The sequence below is a fragment of the Achromobacter sp. MFA1 R4 genome (genome assembly GCF_900156745.1).
Lineage (GTDB): Bacteria > Pseudomonadota > Gammaproteobacteria > Burkholderiales > Burkholderiaceae_B > Achromobacter.
Genome location: NZ_LT707065.1, coordinates 4833976 through 4852707 on the forward strand (window position 1 = coordinate 4833976; position 18732 = coordinate 4852707).

Sequence of the window (18732 nt, forward strand, 5' to 3'; positions counted from 1 at the left end):
AATGGGGGTGCTGTCCGACGTGGACGATTGCTGGAACCGCATCGGCATACGCGGCGACAAAAGCTGCGGCCAGCTTGCCGCGCACGTGCATTGCCGCAACTGTCCGGTGTACGCCTCGGCGGCCAAGCGTATCCTTGACCGCCTGCCGCCGGGCATGGCGTCAGAGGATGAAGCGCCGCCGCCGCAGCACGCCGCCAATCTGTCGTCGCTGCTGGTCTTTCGCCTGCAACGGGAATGGCTGGGGTTGCCGACGCGGTCGCTGGACGAGGTGGCGGGCATGCGGGGCATCATCAGCCTGCCGCACCGCCGCGATCCCGCGGTGCTGGGCGTCACCAATGTGCGCGGAACGCTGACGGTATGCGTGTCGCGGGCGCGCCTGCTGGGGCTGGACGGCGCGGCGCCGCATGCGCGCGAGCGCCCAGCCGCCGCGCGCATGCTGATATTCGGCGGCGCGGGCCGGGCGGTGGTATTGCCCGTGGACGAGGTCGAGGGCATGCACGACGTCGACCTGCAGGCGCTCGATCCGTTGCCGTCGACCGTGCAGGGCGCAAGCCTGAAGTATTCCCGCGGCATGGCCCGCTGCGGCGGCCGCGCCGTCGGCGTGCTGGATGAAACCCTGCTGATGCAGGCATTGCAACGGAGTCTCGCGTGAATCCCGATCAGATGCGCGACGCCTCGCTCCTCGAACTGTTCCAGATCGAGACCCGCACGCAGGTGCAGGTGCTCAACGATGGCCTGCTGGCCCTGGAAAAGAACCCCACGTCCGCGCCGGACCTCGAAGCCTGCATGCGCGCCGCCCACTCGCTAAAAGGCGCGGCGCGCATCGTGGACCTGCATCCGGCCGTGCGCATCGCGCACGCGATGGAAGACTGCCTCGTGGCGGCGCAGGAAGGTCGCCTGCGCCTGCAGGCCGCCGACATCGACGCCTTGCTGCTGGGCGCGGACCTGCTGCAACGCGTCGCGACGCCCGGCGTGGAGCTGGACACGGAAATCACCGACCTGGTGGCGCGGCTGAGCAACGCGCCCAATGCGCCGCCGGCCCCGCCGCCGCGCGCGCCCCGGCCATCCGACTTCCTGCCGCCTATCGTGCGGCTCGAAGATGAGCCCGCCGCGGCGGGCCCGGCTTTCACGGCGGCGTCGCCCGGACCGACAGGCGCCTTGTCGGGGACCGCGGCATCGACCCCGGCGACAACGACCCCGGCCGCATCGGCCTCCGGGGTATCAACGCCCGGTACATCGACTCCTGGCGTGTCCACTCCTGGCGCGTCGAATGCCGCCGCATCGCCGTCGCGCCGCAGTTCCGACCGCGCGGCGGGCGAGGGCGAGCGCGTGCTGCGCGTCACGGCCGACACCTTGAACAAGCTGCTGGGGCTGTCCAGCGAAACACTGGTCGAGTCGCAATGGGTCGGCCCTTTCAGCGCCGCCATGCTGCGGCTGCGGCGCCTGCAGGCGGGGGCGGCGCGTGCGCTGGACGGCGTGCGCGCCGTGCTGGCCGAGCAGCACCTCGATGCGCGCGGCCAGGCGGCGCTTGACGATGCGCAGCGCATCCTGGAACAGTGCCAGCGTGAACTGACGCAGCGCACCAGCGAAGTGGACGACTTCGGCTGGCGCATGAGCCATCTGACGCGGCGCCTGTACGACACCGCGCTGGCCTGCCGCATGCGGCCCTTCGGCGACGGCGTGGGCGGCATGGCGCGCATGGTGCGCGACCTGGGCCGCTCACTGGGCAAGCAGGTGCGCCTGGAGATCGAAGGCGAGCAGACGCAGGTGGACCGCGACATCCTGGAAAAACTGGATGCGCCGCTCACCCACCTGCTGCGCAACGCCGTGGACCACGGCATCGAATCGCCCGCGGCCCGCGAGCGGGCGGGCAAGCCGCCGGAGGGCCTGATTACGCTGTCCGCTCGCCACTCGGCCGGCATGCTGCTGGTCGAGCTGGCCGACGACGGTTCCGGGATCTCGCTGGACCATCTGCGCGGCGAGGTCGTCGAGCGCAAGCTCACCAACGCGGAGACCGCGGCCCGGTTGACCGAGGCCGAGCTGCTGGAATTCCTTTTTCTGTCGGGCTTCAGCACCCGCGACGAAGTGACGGAGATATCCGGGCGCGGCGTGGGGCTGGACGTGGTGCAGACGATGGTGCGGCAACTGCGCGGCGCGGTGCGCGTCCACCAGCAGCAGGGCCGGGGCACGCGGTTCGTGCTGGAGATGCCGCTGTCCCTGTCGGTGGTGCGCAGTCTGCTGGTCGAAGTGCAGGGCGAGATCTACGCGTTTCCGCTGGCCTACGTCAGCCATGCGTTGCAGGTGGACGCCCAGGACATCGAACAGCTCGAAGGCCAGCAGCATTTCCGCTTCATGGACCGCCAGATCGGGCTGGTGTCGGCGCGACAGATCCTGCGCGCCGGCGAGCCGGCGCCGGCCGCCGACACCTTGTCCGTGGTGGTGGTAGGGGACCACGAGCGGCTCTACGGCATCGCCGTGGACCGCTACGTGGGCGAGCGCACGCTGGTCGTGCAGCCGCTGGACCCCCGGCTGGGCAAGGTGCAGGACGTGATGGCGGGCTCGCTGATGGACGACGGCACGCCGCTGCTGATCCTGGACGTGGAAGACATGCTGGTGTCCGTCCAGAAACTGATCGAGGGCGGCCGGCTGTCGCGCGTCGACAGCGGGGCCGGCGCGACGGCGACGCGGCGTCGCAAGCGCGTCCTGGTCGTCGATGACTCGTTGACGGTTCGCGAGCTTGAGCGCAAGCTGCTGTTGAACCGCGGTTTCGATGTGGCCGTGGCCGTGGACGGCATGGATGGCTGGAACATGTTGCGCAGCGAGGATTTCGACCTGATCGTGACCGACGTCGACATGCCGCGGATGGACGGCATTGAACTTGTGTCGCGCATCAAGGCCGATCCCAAGCTGCAGAATCTGCCCGTCATGGTGGTGTCGTACAAGGACCGGGAAGAGGACAGGCGGCGCGGGCTGGATGCCGGCGCCGACTATTACCTTGCCAAGGGCAGCTTCCACGACGATGCGCTGCTCGATGCCGTCGAAGACCTCATCGGGAAGGCACGGACGTGAGAATCGGGATCGTCAATGACATGCCCCTCGCGGTCGAGACCCTGCGGCGCGCGATCGCGCTCGAGCCCGGCCTGGAGATTGCCTGGACCGCGGCCGACGGCCTGGAGGCGGTCCAGCAGTGCGAACGCGACCGTCCCGACGTGGTGCTGATGGACCTCATCATGCCCGTCATGGACGGCGTCGAGGCCACGCGCCGCATCATGGCGCAAACGCCTTGCGCCATCGTCGTGGTGACGTCCGACGTCGAGCGCCAGACCGCGCGCGTCTTCGATGCCATGGGCCACGGCGCGCTGGACGCGGTGGACACGCCGGTCGTCGGCGGCTCGGACATGCGCAGCGCGGCGGCGCCGCTGCTGCGCAAGATCCGCAATATCGGCTGGCTGATCGGCCGTTACGGCAATCGCCCGGCACTGACCCCTGTCCCCAGGCCCGCGCCGCCGGCGGGCGCAAGACGGCTGCTGGCGATCGGTGCGTCGGCCGGCGGACCGGCCACGCTCGCCCAATTGTTGCGCGACCTGCCGCTGGATTTTCCGGCGGGCATCGTGCTGGTGCAGCATGTGGACGCCTTGTTTGCCGCCGGCATGGCGGACTGGCTCAACGACCAGGTGCCGCTGCCAGTCCGGCTGGCGCGCCAAGGCGAGCGGCCGCTACCGGGACAGATCCTGCTGGCGGGCACGGATGACCATCTTGCGCTGCGCGAGGATGGCACCCTTGAATACACCAGTTGCCCCCGTGAAAGCCTGTACCGGCCTTCCATCGACGTGTTTTTTCATAGTGTGGCGCAGCATTGGCGCGGCGTGGCGGTCGGCGTCCTGCTGACGGGCATGGGCCAGGACGGCGCGCGTGGACTCAAGGCGCTGCGCGAGCGCGGTTGCCTGACCATCGCGCAAGACCAGGCCACCAGCGCCGTCTATGGCATGCCCAAGGCGGCCGCGGCCATGCAGGCCGCGGTCGAGATCAGGCCCCTCGAACAAATTGCTTCCCGCGTCATCCAGGCGTTTGCCTGAGCCGCGGCATATGTGCAGAAATCAAGGACTTACTATGCTTGCCTCCTCTGACGGCGCGGTCTCTGCGGATCTGAATTCGCATGGGGCGATGGTGTTGCTCGTTGACGACCAGGTCGTGGTGGGAGAAGCCATCCGGCGGGCGCTGGTGCCCGAGGGCAACATCGATTTCCACTATTGCTCGGATCCCTACAAGGCCCTGAGCGTGGCGATCCAGACGCGGCCCACGGTCATCCTGCAGGATCTGGTGCTGCCCGGCGTGGACGGCCTGAGCCTCGTGCGCGAGTACCGTGGCCACCCCGTGACGCGCGACATCCCCATCATCGTGCTGTCCACCAAGGAAGACCCCGCGATCAAGAGCGCGGCGTTTGCCGCGGGCGCCAACGACTACCTCGTGAAGCTGCCGGATTCCATCGAACTGATCGCGCGCATCCGCTACCACTCGCGCTCCTACATGGCGCTGGTGCAGCGCGACGAGGCCTACCAGGCCCTGCGCCAGAGCCAGCAGCAATTGCTGGAAAGCAACATGGAATTGCGCCGCCTCACCAATTCGGACGGCCTGACCGGCCTGGGCAACCGGCGCTATTTCGACGAATACCTCAACGCCGAATGGCTGCGCGCGGGCCGCGACCGGCGCGAGATCAGCATGCTCATGATCGATGTGGACCACTTCAAGTCCTACAACGACACCTACGGCCACATCGCGGGCGACGAGGCCCTCAAGCGCGTGGCCAACACCATCTTTGCAAGCTGCGACCGCTCCACCGACCTGGCGGCGCGCTTCGGCGGCGAAGAGTTCGCGCTGGTGCTGCCCGGCACGCCCGCCGGGAGCGCGCGCCTGGCCGCCGAGAAACTGCGCCGCGCCGTCGAAGCCATGCAGATCCCGCAACGCGACGCGGGCGCCGGTCCCTGGCTCACGGTGAGCGTGGGCCTGGCCACCGCGACGCCGCAGGATGGCCAGCCCTGCACGGAGCTGATCCAGGCGGCGGACCGGGGGTTGTATGAAGCGAAGCGGCAGGGGCGCAACCGGGTGGTGCCGGGGCAGATCTGACGACGCATGCCCGACGACCTGGGCGTCACGCACCGCGCTGGCCCAACCGCCGCGGTCAGTCGCCCGCCTTCCGGTGCGTCCGGAACAACAAATGCGTCGCGGCCAGATGAAAGCGCATGGCGAGCTCGGCGCATTCGGCGTCGCGGGCGCGCAGCGCGGCGATGATCTGGCGGTGGTGTTCCACGCTGCGCAGCATGTCGTCGCGGCCGTAGAAATAGAAGGAGCCGATGATGATCGGCATATCCAGCAGGTTTTCCACCAGGGATCGAACCCGCGCCGACTGCGCGGCATTGAGCAGGGCGTGGTGGAACTGGTTGTTGTAGTGCTGGACCTGGGCGACGTGGTCGGGTGCGCCGGCGTTGATGGCGTCCAGCATGCACTGGTTGATGCGCTCGAGTTCGTCGATCTGTTCGGGCGTTGCGCGCTGGGCGGCCGCCTTGGCGGAATAGGGCTCGAGCAGCATGCGCAGCTCGAAGGCTTCGTCGATGTCCCGGTCCTGCCAGCCCAGCACGACGGCGCCGCGCCGGCCTTCGCGGGTGACCAGGCCGTCCGCGATCAGGCGTTCGATGGCGTTGCGCACGGGGGTGCGGCTGACGGAGAGCTGGGTCGCGATGTGTTCTTCGCGCAGCGGTTCGCCGGGCAGGAACGATCCGGCCATCAGGCGCCGGCGCAATTCCCCGTATACGTAATCACTGGCGCTCGACATGAGAGGGCTTGCCCTTGCGGATGTGAAACAGTGGACTATACCAACGGCGCGCGCCGCGACGCTACGCCTTCACGCCGCACTCGGCCAGGCGCGCCAGAAAGCGCGGCCAGACCTCGGGGTTGAGCAGGCGGGCGGGCTTGCGGCCGGCGAGCATGTCCATGATCTGCGTCGCCGAACCTTGCGCCACTTTGCGGCGGCCTTCGTGGGTGACGCCGCCCGTGTGGAAGGCGGCGACCACGTTGGAACGCTGCAGCAGGGCGCTGCCTGGCGGCGGCGGCTCCACCTTCCATACATCCAGTCCGGCGCCGGCCAGGTGGCGGGAATCGAGCGCGGCGAGCAGGGCGTCCTCGTCGTGGATGCCGCCGCGCGCGGTGGAGATGAACAGCGCGCCGCGTTTCATGCGCAGGAAGGCGCTGGCGTCGAACAGGTTCCGGGTGACGCCATCGAGCGGGCAATGCAGGCTGACGATGTCGGCCTGTTCGAGCAGCGCGTCGAAGGTGACGGGCTGGGCGCCGCGCGCGCGGATCTCGTCCGGCGCGACCAGCGGGTCGTAGGCGAGGACGCGCAGCCCGAAGCCCGCCGCGATTGCCGCCACTCGCCGGCCGATTTCACCGATGCCGACGATGCCCAGCACGCGGCCTTCGATTTCGTGGCCCATCAGGGCTTCGCGGCTGACGGCCGTGCCGGCCCGCAGCGCGGCCTCGGACTCGCCCAGCCGCTTGACCAGGGACAGGAGCAGGGCGAAGGTCATTTCCGCGACCGAGGCGGCGTTGGCCCCGGCCTGGTTCACCACGGCCACGCCCGCCCGGGTGCAGGCCGCGACGTCGACCGTGTCGTACCCGGCGCCGCCGGAAGACACGCACAGCAATTGGGGGCAGTGCGCCAGCAGGTCGGCTGAGACCTGCCAGCGGGCAGGCACCTCATCCTTGGCCGCGCTGACGTGGTAGGCGTGGGCGCAGGCCAGGCCGGCGGCCGTCACGGCATCGCCGTTGACCGGCAGCACGCGCAGGTCCAGGGTGTCGTCGCGCGCGATCGCCGCGTCGAATGCCGGATCGATCCAGAGATCCAGGCGCGCGACGCGCAACGCGGGCCTGCCGACTGCCGGAACGCTCATGGTCAGACTCCCGAGCAGCCCAGGGCCCGCAGACGGGCATCGATCCAGGAGGTGTCCAGGGTGCCCGCGGCGATATCCGCCAGCATCTTGGTTTCCACGTCGTGCTTGGCGGCGGCCGCCTGGTAGATGGCCTCTGCCTGCTCGTACGGGACGGCGAGCAACCCGTCGTCGTCGCCGAGGATCAGGTCGCCCGGGGCGATGGTCATGCCGTCGAGTGCGATCACGCCGTTGATTTCGCCGGGGCCGTCCTTGTAGGGGCCGCGATGGGTGACGCCGGCCGCGTAGACCGGAAAGGCGCTGCGGCGGATCGTGCCGCAGTCGCGGATGGCGCCGTTGATGATGATGCCCGCGATGCCGCGCGATTCGGCGTAGGTCGTCATGATTTCGCCGATGATCGCGTTGGTCAGGTCGCCGCCGGCGTCCACCACGATCACGTCGCCCGGCTGCGCCAGGCTCAGGGCCTTGTGCACCAGCAGGTTGTCGCCGGGCCGCGTGCGCACGGTCAGGGCGGGGCCGGCCAACGGGCTGCCATCGTGCATGGGGCGAAGGCGCGCGCCGCCGGCCGTCATGCGCGACATGCAGTCGCTCACGTTGGCGACCGGCACCTGGCGGAATTTTTCGACGAGTTCCTGGCTGACCGCGCGCTGGCGGGCATGGATTTCAAAGCCTGTCATCACTGCTCCTGATGGGGGATGTATGCCGTGGGGGACTATTGTTTGGGAATGCCGGCTTCCTGCACGACCTTGCCGAAGGCGTCGTGGTCCGCGCGATGCCGGCGCGCCAGATCCTCGGGCGAGCCCTTCATGACGGTGTAGCCGGCGTCTTCCAGTTTCTTGATCAGTTCGGGGTTGGATTGCACCTTCTGCAGCTCCTGGTTCAGCGCCGCGATCACGTCATCGGGCGTCTTGCCCGGCGCCATCAGGCCCCACCAGATCGACTGGTTAATGGTCTTGAAGCCGCTCTCCACGAACGTGGGCACGTCGGGCAGCGCGGGCGAACGCTCATTGGCGACGACGCCCAGCGCGCGCACCTTGCCGCCGCGGATCTGCGGCAGCAGCGACGCGACCGAGCCGACATACATGTCGATCCGGCCGCTGGCCAGGTCGGGGAACGCCTGGCTCCAGCCGCGGTACGGCACATGCATGAGTTCCATGTTCGCGGCCTTGCGCCACAGATAGCCGGTCAGGTCGCCCGTGCCGCCGATGCCCGGGATTCCCAGCGAAACCAGGTTGGGCTTGGCCTTTGCGGCCTTCACGACGTCGGCGATGGACTTGAACGGGGAATCGGGCAGCACGACGAAGACGCTGGGCGACGAGGCCACCGGGCCCACCGGCTTGAAGTCCTTGAAGGTGTCGTAGCTGAGCTTGCTGTAGAGCCAGGGGTTCAGCACGATGTTGTCGGTCTGCGCCATGACCAGCGTGTGACCGTCCGGCCGGGCGCGCGCGGTCGCATCCAGCGCCAGGTTGCCGCCCGCGCCGGGCTTGTTCTCGACGACGATGTTCCAGCCGGCGTCCTGGCTCATCGCGGTGCCGATCATGCGGGTCAGCGTGTCGGTGCCGCCGCCGGGCGGGAAGGGGGAGATCAGGGTGATGGGGGCGCTGCCCAGATCGGCGGCCTGGGTGGCGGCGCAGCCCAGCACGAGCGTGGCGGCCAGCAGTTTCTTGAACAGTTTCATTGTCTTCCTCACAGGGGGTTTATTTGGGATCGGGCCCGCGCTCTGCGGCGGGGTCGGTAGTCAGGGGCGCCAATCAGGGTTGAAATTCAGGGTTGAAATTCAGGGTTGGAAATCAGGGCTGGCGGGCCAGCGTGGTCAGCCAGGCAAGCCGGGCTTCGACCGTGTCGGGCGCCGGGGCGTCGCCCTTGGCGCGCGCGGCCTCGATGCCGCGGGTCGTCCGGTCAAAGAGTTGTTCGACGCCATTGAGCACCAAGGGCTCCAGGCCCGCCTCGTGCAGCTGGTCGCGGGCTTCGCGCACCTCTGCCAGCCGGCGCGGCGCATGCAGCACATGCGAACGCACGAACGAGTCCATGAACGCGGTGAGCGGCGTGCGGTCGATGTCGGCCAGCACTTCGTACAGCGATTCGCGCAGGCCCATGCGCTCGGCCGCGACCATGCATTCGACGGCCAGGCTTTCCATGCCCTTGGTCATCACGCTGCGCAGGAGCTTCAGGCGCACGGCGTCGCCGGGCTGGCCATCGATGAAGCGCACCGGGGCGCCCGCGCTTTCGCCCAGCGCGGTGACCACCTGGGATCCGCCGCCCGCGCAAAGCAGGGGCGTTTTTTCCGCCAGCAGGGCGATGGCGCCCATGATGGCCACGTCGGTGAATTCGATGGGAAAGCGGGCGGCAGCCCGGGCCGCCGCCTGCATGTCGCCGGCGCTGGCGGTGGTGAAGTCCGCGTAGACGGCGCCTGCGCGCAGGTGCGGGAGTGCCTCTTGCGCTACCTCGGCCGCGTTGTAGCCATAGACGGCGGAGACGACGGCGTCCGCCGCCGCCAACCAGGGGCCCGGCGCAGTGTGCAGGGGCGCGCCCGCGGCCTGGGCGCGGCGGACCATTTCGTCGTCCGCGCGCAGCTCGCAGATGCCGACGAGAGTGTGTCCGGCGGCGGTCCAGGCACGCGCATAGCAGTGTCCCACCTCGCCGCATCCGATCAATGCAATTTTCATGTTGAAAACACAATAAAAAAACAATGTGCGTTTATAGATCGGATGAAAGCCGGCGGATAGTCGGTGTTTACCCGGTGTTTTTCCGTTTATATATCGGTTTGATGCTCCATGAAGTACATAAAAAAAACAAAACAGGGGTCAAACGGGACTATCAGTCCCCCGTTCAATCGGCGATGGCAATCGTCTCCCGGTCACATCCCGCGATGCATCGCGCCCGGCTCGGGGGTATCGTCTGACGAAGGGCTGCCGCTTGCGCCCGGCGGTCTGGACCACCATCCCAGGAGGCACTCCATGACTTACTCGAGCTACCACAAGAAGGACATCTTCGGCCGCCCGCTGCATGCCGAAACGCAGATGATGTCCTACGGCTACGATCCCTTCCTGTCGGAAGGCGCCGTCAAGCCGCCGGTGTTCCTCACGTCCACGTTTGCCTTTCGCACGGCGGAGGATGGCGCCGCGTTCTTTGATCTGGTGTCGGGGCGCAAGCCCTTGCCGCAGGGCGAGTCGGCGGGGCTGGTGTACAGCCGCTTCAATCATCCGAACCTGGAGATCGTCGAAGACCGGCTGTCGCTGCTGGATGGCTCGCAGGACGCGGCGGTAACGTCCAGCGGCATGTCCGCGATCAGCGCGGTGCTGATGGCGTTTTTGCGGCCGGGCGATCAACTGGTGCAGTCCGTGCCGCTGTACGGCGGGACCGAGACCCTGATCGGCAAGGTCTTTCCCGAATGGGGCATTGGTTCCCATCCGGTGGCCAATGGGCTGTCGCCCAGCAGCATGCGCGTGGTGCTGGAACAGGCGGCGGCCAAGGGGCCGGTAAAGCTGTTCTACGTGGAGACGCCCGCCAACCCGACGAATGCGCTGTTCGACTTTGAGGCCATGAAGAATGAGCTGGACGCGTTCGAGACGCGCCACGGCTACCGTCCGATTTCAGTGTGCGACAACACACTGCTCGGGCCGATCTTCCAGAAGCCGGCCGAGCACGGGGTGGACCTGTCGGTGTATTCGCTGACGAAGTACGTGGGCGGCCACAGCGATCTGGTGGCAGGGGCCGTCACAGGCAGCAAGGAGCTGATCAAGAAGGTGCGCGCGATCCGCAGCGCGTTCGGATCGCAACTGGATCCGCATTCCTGCTGGATGATCACGCGGTCGATGGAGACGGTGGTGCTGCGCATGAAGCAGGCCGCGCGCACGGCCACCAAGGTCACGCAGTGGCTGGCGGGCAATCCGCACGAGAAGGTGCAGATATTTCACCCGGAACTGATCGCCGACCGCGCCTACCAAGAGGTGTACAAGCGCCAGTGCACCGGCCCCGGCTCAACCTTTGCTTTCGTGCTGGAGGGCGGCCGCGAGCGCGCGTTCCGCTTCATCAACGCCCTGCATCTGTTCCGCTCGGCGGTCAGCCTGGGCGGCACCGAGACGCTGATTTGCCACCCGGCGTCGACCACGCATTCCGGCGTGCCCGCCGCCGAGCGCGACGCGGCGGGCGTGTCCGAAGGCCTGATCCGGGTGTCCATCGGCCTGGAGCACGAGGAAGACCTGATCGCGGACCTGGATCACGCGTTTCGCAGCTGTTGAACCGTCAGCCCGGTTGCCCCGTGCGCCGGGCGCGATTCAGCAACACGAAGGCGGCGGTGGCCAGCAGCATCAGCGTGGCGGTGGCGATGACCGCCGCGTAGCCGGTCTCAAAGGCGCCGCGGGCCAGCGCCGTCAGGGTGGCCGCAAGCTCCGTGGGCAGGCCGGCGGCGATGACGAGCGCTTCGTCCAGGCTGTCGCGCGCGGCGCTTGCGGCGGCCGCCTCGGCAACCCCGGCTGGCACGGACAGCGTCTGCGCGTAGACGCCCGACAGGATCGAGCCCATCAGGGTCACGCCGAGCGCGCCGCCCAGTTCGTAGGACACCTCTTCGATCGATGCGGCCATGCCGGCGCGCTCGGGCGTGGCGCTCTGCATGATGGTGCTGGACGCGGCCGTCATGGTGGCGCCGATGCCCAGGCCCAGCACGCACAGGCTGATCATCTGCGGCACGACCGCGGCGTCGTAGGTCATCAGGTAGCCGCCCATGCCCACGCCCGACACCAGCAGCGCCAGGAACAGCATGCGCCGGCTGCCCACGCGCCCCAGCAGCAGTCCGGCCAGCGGCCCGGCCACGAAGGCGGCCAGCGGCAGCGGCAGGATGAAGAGCGCGGACTGGATCGGCGACATGCCCAGCACCAGTTGCAGCCGCTGGCTGAACACCAGTTCCATCCCCAGCAGCGCGGCCGCGGCGAAGAGCGCCGCGGCCACGGCCGAGCTGAACGAGGCGTTGCGGAAGATGGCGAAGTCGATCAGCGGGTGGGGCCGGCGCCGCTGGCGGCGCACGAAGACGGTCAGGATCGCCGCGCCCGCCGCGCAGGCCAGCGCGGCATGCAGCCAGGACGGCGACGCCCGGCCCAGTTCCTTGAGCGCGAAGGCGCACAGGACCATGCCCGCCATCACCTGCAGCGAACCGGTCAGATCCCAGGGCCGCGAGGCGTCGGGCACGCTGGCCGGGATGCAGCGCCACGCCAGCGGCAGCGCCAGCAGCACGATGGGCACGTTGATGAGAAATACCGAGCCCCACCAGAAATGCTCCAGCAGAAGGCCGCCCACCACGGGCCCCAGCGCCGCACCGCCCGAGGCGACCGAGGCCCAGACGCCGATGGCGACGGCGCGCTCGCGCTCGTCGGCGAAGGCCAGGCGCAGGATGGACAGGGTGGCGGGCATCATCATTGCCGCGCCCACGCCCAGCAGCGCGCGCGCCGCGATCAGGACGGCGGCGCCCGGCGAATAGGCGGCGGCCAGCGAGGCTGCGCCAAACACGGCCAGCCCCAGCATGAACAGGCGCTTGTGGCCCAGCCGGTCGCCCAGCGTGCCCATGCCCAGCAACAGGCCGGATACGACCAGCGCGTAGACGTTCACGATCCAGAGCTTGGCCGACGCGGTGACGCCCAGTTCGTGCGTGAGCCGCGGCAGGGCGGTGTACAGGACCGTCATGTCGACGACGATCAGCAGCAAGGCGCTGGACACGATGGCCAGCACCAGCCAGCGGCCGGGGGCGGACGCGGCGACAGCGTGGGAAGTCCGCTGCATGGTTCTACTCCTTCATAAAGCAGGGATTTGCGCGCGCGCCCGGCGCGCACCGGTCCCTGGGCGCGCATTATCCATCTGGATAATTTCAATTAGAAGTTGGATTCCATCTATAAAATAGATGCGTAAAAAGGAATCAACCGGAGCGGACCATGCAATGGACCCTGGATCAATTACGGCAATTCGTGGCGGCGGCAGAGGCGGGCTCGTTTTCGGCGGCGGGCCGGCGCATCGGCCGCGCGCAGTCGGCGGTCAGCACGTCAGTGGGATTGCTGGAGGCGGATCTGGGCGTGGCGCTGTTCGACCGGTCCCGGCGCAATGCGGTGCTGACCCCGGCCGGTGAAGTGATGCTGCTGGAAGCGAGGGAGCTGCTGCGGCAGGCCGGCGGCCTTGCCCAACGCGCGCTGTCGTTTGCGGGCGGGCAAGAGGCGCGGCTGTCCATTGCGCTGGATGAGGCCCTGCCGTATCTCGTGCTGGGCGCGCTGGTGGTGGAATTGGCGGAGCGGTTTCCGGCGCTGGAGCTGACGCAGTTGAACGGCACCGCGACCGAGGTGGCCGACTACGTTCGGCAGGGCCGGGCGAGCATCGCGTTCCATTTCGACCGGGGCGATCCGGGCAGCGACTTCGCGCACCGGTACCTGGGCACCGTGGCGCAGGGCATTTTCGTGGCGTCGGACCACCCGCTGGCGGCCTTGCCGACCGTGTCGCGCAAGGACCTGGCGCGGCACCGCCAGCTTGTGATGCAGATGGAAGGCGTCGAGGACATGGTGCTGAGCCCGACGTTGTGGCGCACCGACAGCTTCTACAGCATCGCGGGGATGGTGGCCGACGGCCTGGGCTTTGCGATCCTGCCTCTGAACATCGCGGAATACGAAAGCTTTCGCACCACGCTGACCCCGGTGCCCTGCGCGGAACTGGCGTTGCCGATGCTGTCCGTGCGCACGCTGTGGCTGCAGGGCGCGGAGCCGGGTGAAACGGAGCTGTGGCTGCAGCAGCGCATGGAGCAGTTGCTGCGGGCGGGGTAGACGGGCGACGCCGCCAGGCGTCAGCTCAACAGCGCAGCCACCAGGTCGCTGCCCGGCTGCCGGTCGCCGGCAAAGTCCAGCGCGGCCAGCACGTGTTCCAGGTGTTCGTCCATCAGGGCGCAGGCGCGTTCGACGTCGCCTGCGCGGGCCGCTTCGATGAAGGCGTGGTGCTCGCGCGAGGAGCAACTGGCGTCGTGCGAGCTCTGGAACAGCACGGTGATGACGGCGCTGCGCGCGGACAGTTCGCGCAGCATGCCGGTCAGCACCGAATTGCCGACGGCTTCGGCCAGCAGGATGTGGAAATGGCTGAGCAGGTGGTTGCGCGCCTGCACGTCGCCGCTTTCGACGGCGCGGCGTTCCTCGGCAAGGTGGGCGTCGATGCGGCGGTAGTCGGCGTCCTGGGCGCGCGCGACGAATTCCCGGGCCAGCGCGGCTTCCAGGATGCGGCGCACGGCGTAGACCTCGCGGGCCTCGTTGGCATCGGGTTTGCTGACGAACGCGCCCTTGTCCGGGATGATGTTGATCAGCTTGTCCTTGGACAGCATCAGGAGCGCGGCGCGGATCTTGGTGCGACTGACCTTGTAGACCCGGGCCAGGGCCTCTTCGCGCAGCCGGGTGCCGGGCGGGAGCTTGTGCGCGACGATGGCGGCGGCCACTTCCTTGGCGATGTCGTCGGCGCTGGGGTCGGGCTGGACTTCCTGGATCATGGGGCGCGGCAGGGGCTGCCGGGTGGGAGAAACCATCGGGCAGCCAGTCTAACAAAAGCCGGGCGGGGCGGCAGACATTTTTTGCATACAAAATCTGTCCGCGCCCCGCCCGTGCCGGGCCCGCGCCCCGGGTCGCCGCCCCGGGTGCCCGCGGCGGACTACTTCGCCATCAGGCCCAGATGTTCGATCAGGTCCTTTTCCTTGACGTAGGTGGCCTGCGCCCACGCCTTGTACTCCTCGCTGCTGCGGTAGGCGGGCGACTGGTTGAGCTGCTTCATGACGTCCATGCTGGCCTGGTCGAAGAGCGCCTTCTTGAAGGCGTCATGCAGGATCTTCACCACCGCCGGGTCCATGCCCTTCGGACCGGCCAGGCCGTAGGGCGAGGTGGACACGACCTTGTAGCCCAGCTCCTGCGCGGTGGGCACGTCGGGCCAGCGGGTGGTGCGTTTGTCGCCGAAGGTGACCAAAAGGCGCATCTTGCCCGAATCCACGAACTGGTCCCAGCCGGTGGCGTCGCTCTGCGCCATGACGTGGCCGCCCAGCAGGGCCTGCTGCATGTCGGCGTTGCCCTTGAAGGGCACGTGGTTGAGCTTGACGTTCGCGTTGATGGCGATTTCTTCCATGATCAGGTGCGGCGACGAGCCGATGCCGGTGGAGCCGTAGTCGATCCGGCCAGGCGACTTGCGCGCCGCCTCGATGTATTCGTTGAAGGTCTTGAACGGCGAGTCCGAGCGCACGGTAAAGCCGAAGGTGTAGCCGGACAGGCCCACGATGAAGGTGAAGTCGTTGATGGGATCCCAGCTGCTTTTCTGCATGTAGGGCATGCGCAGCATCGCCAGCGTGTACAGGGCGATCGTGTAGCCGTCCGGCTTGGCCGTCTTGGCCATGGTGGCCGTGCCCAGCGTGCCGCCGGCGCCCGGGCGGTTCTCCACGATGACTGGCTGGCCCAGGTACTTGGAGGCGTCCTGCGCGACGATCCGCAGGTGGCGGTCGGTGGAGCCGCCGGCCGGGAAAGGCACGATCAGGGTGATGGGCTTGGTGGGAAAGTCGGTCTGGGCGCTGGCGGAAAATGGCAAGGCGGCGCTTGCCAGGGTGAGCGTCAGGGCGGCGAGGCAGGCGCGTCGCAGGGGCAGTTGGGGCATGTGGGTTGTCTCCTGGTGTGTTGTTATGGGATGCCAGTCAGTCGCGCACGTCGACTTTGACGGGCAGCCGGGACAGCGCCTCGCGCAGCCGTTCCTTCAGCGGCGCGGGCGCACCGGCGCCGGCTTCTACGGCGACATACGGTTGCGCATCGGCCAGCACGCGAAAGACGGGTTCGTCTTGCGCGAGGCCGGCTTCTTGCAGGGTGCGCGCCACCACGGCCTGGACCGACACGGCGGTCGCCAGGCGGCGCAAATCGGGTTTGTAGATCTTGCCCACGTTGGTCATCGGCATGCTGTCCAGCACGATGACGCGCTTGGGCCGCGCCGGGCCTTCGTCCACATGGGCGGCGGCGTGGGCGACAAGTTCGGCTTCGGTCGCGGCGCTGCCTTCGGCCAGCGTGACGAAGGCGATCGGCAGCTCGCCGGCGTAGGCGTCCGGGGCGCCGACCGCGGCGCACAACTGCACCGCGGGGTGCGTGGCGAGCGCGTCCTCGATGGTCTTGGGATCGATGTTGTGGCCGCCGCGGATGATCAGGTCCTTGGCGCGGCCTTGCAGGTGGAGGCGGCCTTCGGCATCCATGTATCCGACGTCGCCGCTGATGAGCCAGCCGTCTTCAGTGAAGGCGCGGGCGGTGTCTTCGGGGTCCAGGAAGCCGGGGATGACGTTGGGCGCCTTGATCAGCAACATGCCCGGCGTGCCGGGGGGCAGGTCGCGCGCGGGCTGGCCTGCGGGCAGGTCCAGGCCGACGATGCGCACCTGCACGTAGGGCAGCGGAAAGCCGACGCAATTGACCGGGAATTCGCAGCCGGGCGGGGAAATCGAGGTGATGCCGGCCATCTCGGTCATGCCCAGGCTCTCGCTGACGTGCAGGCCGAACAGGCGCTTGAACCGCGCCGCCAGTTCGGCCGGCAAGGGCGCCGCGCCGGTGCGGCAGTAGCGCAGCGAGGAGATGTCCGCGCCGTCCAGCGGCACCTCGGCCAGCGCGGCCAGGATGGTTGGCACGCCCTGCAGCGAGGTCGCGCGGTGCTTTTCCACCAGGCGCCAATAGTTGCGCAGCACGTCGCGGTTGCGCAGCAGCAGCGTGGTCGGGATGACGGTTTCAACGCCCGACGACAGGGCCGCCAGCGACGCGGGCAGCACGCCCGCCACGTGAAAGAGCGGGTAGCCGTTGATGACCACGTCGCCCGGGCCGGCATTCTGCAATTGCACGGCCGCCCAGGCCGAGAACACCTGGTTGGCGTGCGTATGGATGGCCAGCTTGGGCGCCCCGGTGGTGCCGCCGGTGTGGAAGTAGGCGGCCACGTCGCTGGCGCGGATGACGCGCCCGCTCACCAGCCGGTCGGACGGCTGCGCGGCGCGGCTGGCGTCGAAGTCTAGGGCGCCGTCGGGCAGGGCGGGGCGGTCGGCGGCCGTCTCGTGCCACGGCGCCACGCGCAGCAGCGTTTGCAGCGTCGGCACCCGATCCATTAGCCGCAAGGCCTTGGACCAGGAGCCGCATTCGACGTCCGAGCCGTAGGCGATCAGCACCTTGGCGCGCGCCGTCGTCATCAGCGACGCGAGCTTGTCGTCGGTCAGGAGCGGGTTGAGCGGCTGGACGATGCCGGCCGCTTCGCCGCCCCACAGGGCCAGGTGGTACTCCAGGCAGCCGGGCAGCAGCACGCCGACGGCGTCGCCTTCGCGGATGCCCAGGCTGTGCAGCAGGTTGGCCGTCTGGTGGATGCCGGCCAGCAGTTCGCGATAGGTCCAGCTGATGGCGTCGTCGGCGGGATCGGCGCTGCGCAGGAAAGTCAGGGCGCGCCGGTCGCCGAAGGCGGCCGCGGAATTGCAGAAGATCTCGTAGGTGCTCTGCACCGTCAGCGTTTCCGCCAGCGGCCGGGCCTGCAGCCGCTGGACGTCCTGCGCGGTGCGCACCGCGAAGGGGGCGGCGAAGGGGGCGGCGAAGGGGGCGGCTAAGGGGCGCGAGAGCGTCGCGGTAGGAGAGTCGATCATGGCCGTGCTTCCGCGATCATGCCTGGCCCAGCGCAATGTAGCGGCGCAGGTGGTGGTCTTCGTCGCCCAACTGGTGGTCGATCATGACCAGGCGCTTGGCATAGTGCGCCAGCGGCAGCTCCCAGGTCATGCCGATGCCGCCATGGAGCTGGATGCATTCCTCGGCCACCAGCGTGCCGATGCGGCCGATGGTGGTTTTGGCGGCGGACAGCGCGCGTTCGCGCGTGGCCCGGTCGGGATGGTCGACGGCCGCGGCCGCGTTGATGACCGCCGAGCGCGCCTGCTCGATCTCCAACAGCACGTCGGCCATGCGGTGCTGCAGGGCCTGGAAGCTGCCGATGGGCGTGCCGAACTGACGGCGCGTGCGCAGGTATTCCAGCGTCGCGTCGCGCGCGCAGTCCATGGCGCCCACGGCCTCGGCGCACAGCGCCAGGATGCCGCGGCCGACGGCGCGCTCCAGCAACGCATGGCCGGCGCCTTCCTGGCCGAGGAGGGCGCCGGGGGCGAGCTGCACCTTGTCCATAACCAGTTCCGCGGCGCGTCCGCCGTCGATCAGTCCGTATCCGCGCAGCGCCAGGCCGGGCGTGCCCCGGTCGACCAGGAACAGGCTGATGCCTGCTTCGTCGTCCTGGTCGCCGGACGTGCGCGCGGACACGAGGAAGAGGTCGGCATGTTCGCCCGCGTAGACCACCGCCTTGGCGCCGTCGAGCACCCAGCCGTCGGCGCTGCGCTGGGCGCGCGTGGCCACGCGGTTCAGGTCGTAGCCGGATTCCGGTTCGGCCTGCGCCAGCGCTGCGGTAAGGCTGCCCGCGATCAGGCCGTCCAGGGCCTCGCGCTGCGCGGGCGTGCCGGCTGCGGCGATCGCGCTGCCCACCATCAGGGCGTCCAGGAAGGGTTCGACGACCAGGCCGCGCCCCAGCGCTTCAAAGACGACGGAGATGTCAAAGCCCGCGCCGCCGAGCCCGCCGTCGTCCTCGGCGAACAGCGCCCCGATGGCGCCCAGCTCGGCATAGCGTCGCCAGAAGTCCGGGCTGTAGCCCTGGGGCGATTCCGCGTTGCGCATGCGGGTGGTGAAGCCGTATTGCTCGGCGACAAAACGGCGCAGCATGTCGGAGAGCATGCGCCGGTCTTCGGTGTGTTCGAAATTCATGGCCTGCC

16 protein-coding genes are annotated in these 18732 nt (G+C 68.8%); 6 read left to right on the top strand and 10 right to left on the bottom strand.

From position 1 onward, the window contains the following. Position 1 precedes the first annotated feature (1 nt). From BXA00_RS22165 to BXA00_RS22180, 4 genes are read left to right on the top strand one after another with little or no spacing between them, the layout of a single operon-like run. A complete protein-coding gene (locus BXA00_RS22165) occupies positions 2 to 652 on the top strand; it encodes a chemotaxis protein CheW (protein ID WP_076520551.1) in 651 nt (216 codons plus the stop codon). Further along, complete coding sequence (locus BXA00_RS22170; protein ID WP_076520552.1) at positions 649 to 3069, top strand: hybrid sensor histidine kinase/response regulator; 2421 nt, start codon at positions 649 to 651, stop codon at positions 3067 to 3069. The genes BXA00_RS22165 and BXA00_RS22170 overlap by 4 nt, the downstream gene beginning before the upstream one ends. Continuing rightward, positions 3066 to 4076 (top strand): chemotaxis response regulator protein-glutamate methylesterase, encoded by a 1011-nt coding sequence (locus BXA00_RS22175; protein WP_076520553.1) that lies wholly within the window; start codon positions 3066 to 3068, stop codon positions 4074 to 4076. The genes BXA00_RS22170 and BXA00_RS22175 overlap by 4 nt, the downstream gene beginning before the upstream one ends. A 34-nt stretch (positions 4077 to 4110) precedes the next feature. Continuing rightward, entirely contained in the window at positions 4111 to 5124 is a 1014-nt protein-coding gene (locus BXA00_RS22180; protein ID WP_076520554.1) for a diguanylate cyclase, read from the top strand. A gap of 55 nt (positions 5125 to 5179) precedes the next feature. Here BXA00_RS22180 and BXA00_RS22185 read toward each other — a convergent pair whose 3' ends face one another. The 5 genes from BXA00_RS22185 to BXA00_RS22205 form a co-directional block, all read right to left on the bottom strand. Further along, positions 5180 to 5830, bottom strand: a complete 651-nt coding sequence (locus BXA00_RS22185; RefSeq protein ID WP_076520555.1) for a GntR family transcriptional regulator — start codon at positions 5828 to 5830, stop codon at positions 5180 to 5182. 61 nt (positions 5831 to 5891) lie between these two features. Further along, on the bottom strand, positions 5892 to 6944 hold the full coding sequence (locus BXA00_RS22190; protein WP_076520556.1) for a hydroxyacid dehydrogenase: 1053 nt from the start codon (positions 6942 to 6944) through the stop codon (positions 5892 to 5894). A gap of 2 nt (positions 6945 to 6946) precedes the next feature. Next, the gene (locus BXA00_RS22195) at positions 6947 to 7618 is read right to left on the bottom strand and encodes an RraA family protein (RefSeq protein ID WP_076520557.1); all 672 of its coding nucleotides are present in this window, start codon (positions 7616 to 7618) and stop codon (positions 6947 to 6949) included. Positions 7619 to 7653: 35 nt separating this feature from the next. Then, positions 7654 to 8619, bottom strand: a complete 966-nt coding sequence (locus BXA00_RS22200) for a tripartite tricarboxylate transporter substrate binding protein (protein ID WP_076520558.1) — start codon at positions 8617 to 8619, stop codon at positions 7654 to 7656. Between the two features lie 112 nt (positions 8620 to 8731). Next, on the bottom strand, positions 8732 to 9607 hold the full coding sequence (locus BXA00_RS22205; protein WP_076520559.1) for a DUF1932 domain-containing protein: 876 nt from the start codon (positions 9605 to 9607) through the stop codon (positions 8732 to 8734). Positions 9608 to 9898: 291 nt separating this feature from the next. Here BXA00_RS22205 and BXA00_RS22210 point away from each other — a divergent pair, with 291 nt between their 5' ends. After that, entirely contained in the window at positions 9899 to 11182 is a 1284-nt protein-coding gene (locus BXA00_RS22210) for a cystathionine gamma-synthase family protein (RefSeq protein WP_076520560.1), read from the top strand. A gap of 4 nt (positions 11183 to 11186) precedes the next feature. Here BXA00_RS22210 and BXA00_RS22215 read toward each other — a convergent pair whose 3' ends face one another. Continuing rightward, on the bottom strand, positions 11187 to 12713 hold the full coding sequence (locus BXA00_RS22215) for an MFS transporter (RefSeq protein WP_076520561.1): 1527 nt from the start codon (positions 12711 to 12713) through the stop codon (positions 11187 to 11189). Between the two features lie 149 nt (positions 12714 to 12862). On the opposite strand from BXA00_RS22215, the gene BXA00_RS22220 reads away from it, so the two are divergent. Then, positions 12863 to 13735: a LysR family transcriptional regulator gene (locus BXA00_RS22220; RefSeq protein WP_076520562.1), complete on the top strand. Its 873-nt coding sequence runs from the start codon at positions 12863 to 12865 to the stop codon at positions 13733 to 13735. Between the two features lie 20 nt (positions 13736 to 13755). Here the strand turns inward: BXA00_RS22220 and BXA00_RS22225 are convergent, their stop codons facing one another. From BXA00_RS22225 to BXA00_RS22240, 4 genes are all read right to left on the bottom strand, one after another. Continuing rightward, positions 13756 to 14442, bottom strand: a complete 687-nt coding sequence (locus BXA00_RS22225; protein ID WP_076520563.1) for a GntR family transcriptional regulator — start codon at positions 14440 to 14442, stop codon at positions 13756 to 13758. Between the two features lie 158 nt (positions 14443 to 14600). After that, positions 14601 to 15584: a tripartite tricarboxylate transporter substrate binding protein gene (locus tag BXA00_RS22230; protein WP_076520564.1), complete on the bottom strand. Its 984-nt coding sequence runs from the start codon at positions 15582 to 15584 to the stop codon at positions 14601 to 14603. Between the two features lie 37 nt (positions 15585 to 15621). Beyond that, a complete protein-coding gene (locus BXA00_RS22235) occupies positions 15622 to 17574 on the bottom strand; it encodes an acyl-CoA synthetase (RefSeq protein WP_076520565.1) in 1953 nt (650 codons plus the stop codon). Positions 17575 to 17590: 16 nt separating this feature from the next. After that, positions 17591 to 18724, bottom strand: coding sequence for an acyl-CoA dehydrogenase family protein (locus BXA00_RS22240; RefSeq protein ID WP_076520566.1), 1134 nt, complete (start codon positions 18722 to 18724; stop codon positions 17591 to 17593). Positions 18725 to 18732 lie beyond the last annotated feature (8 nt).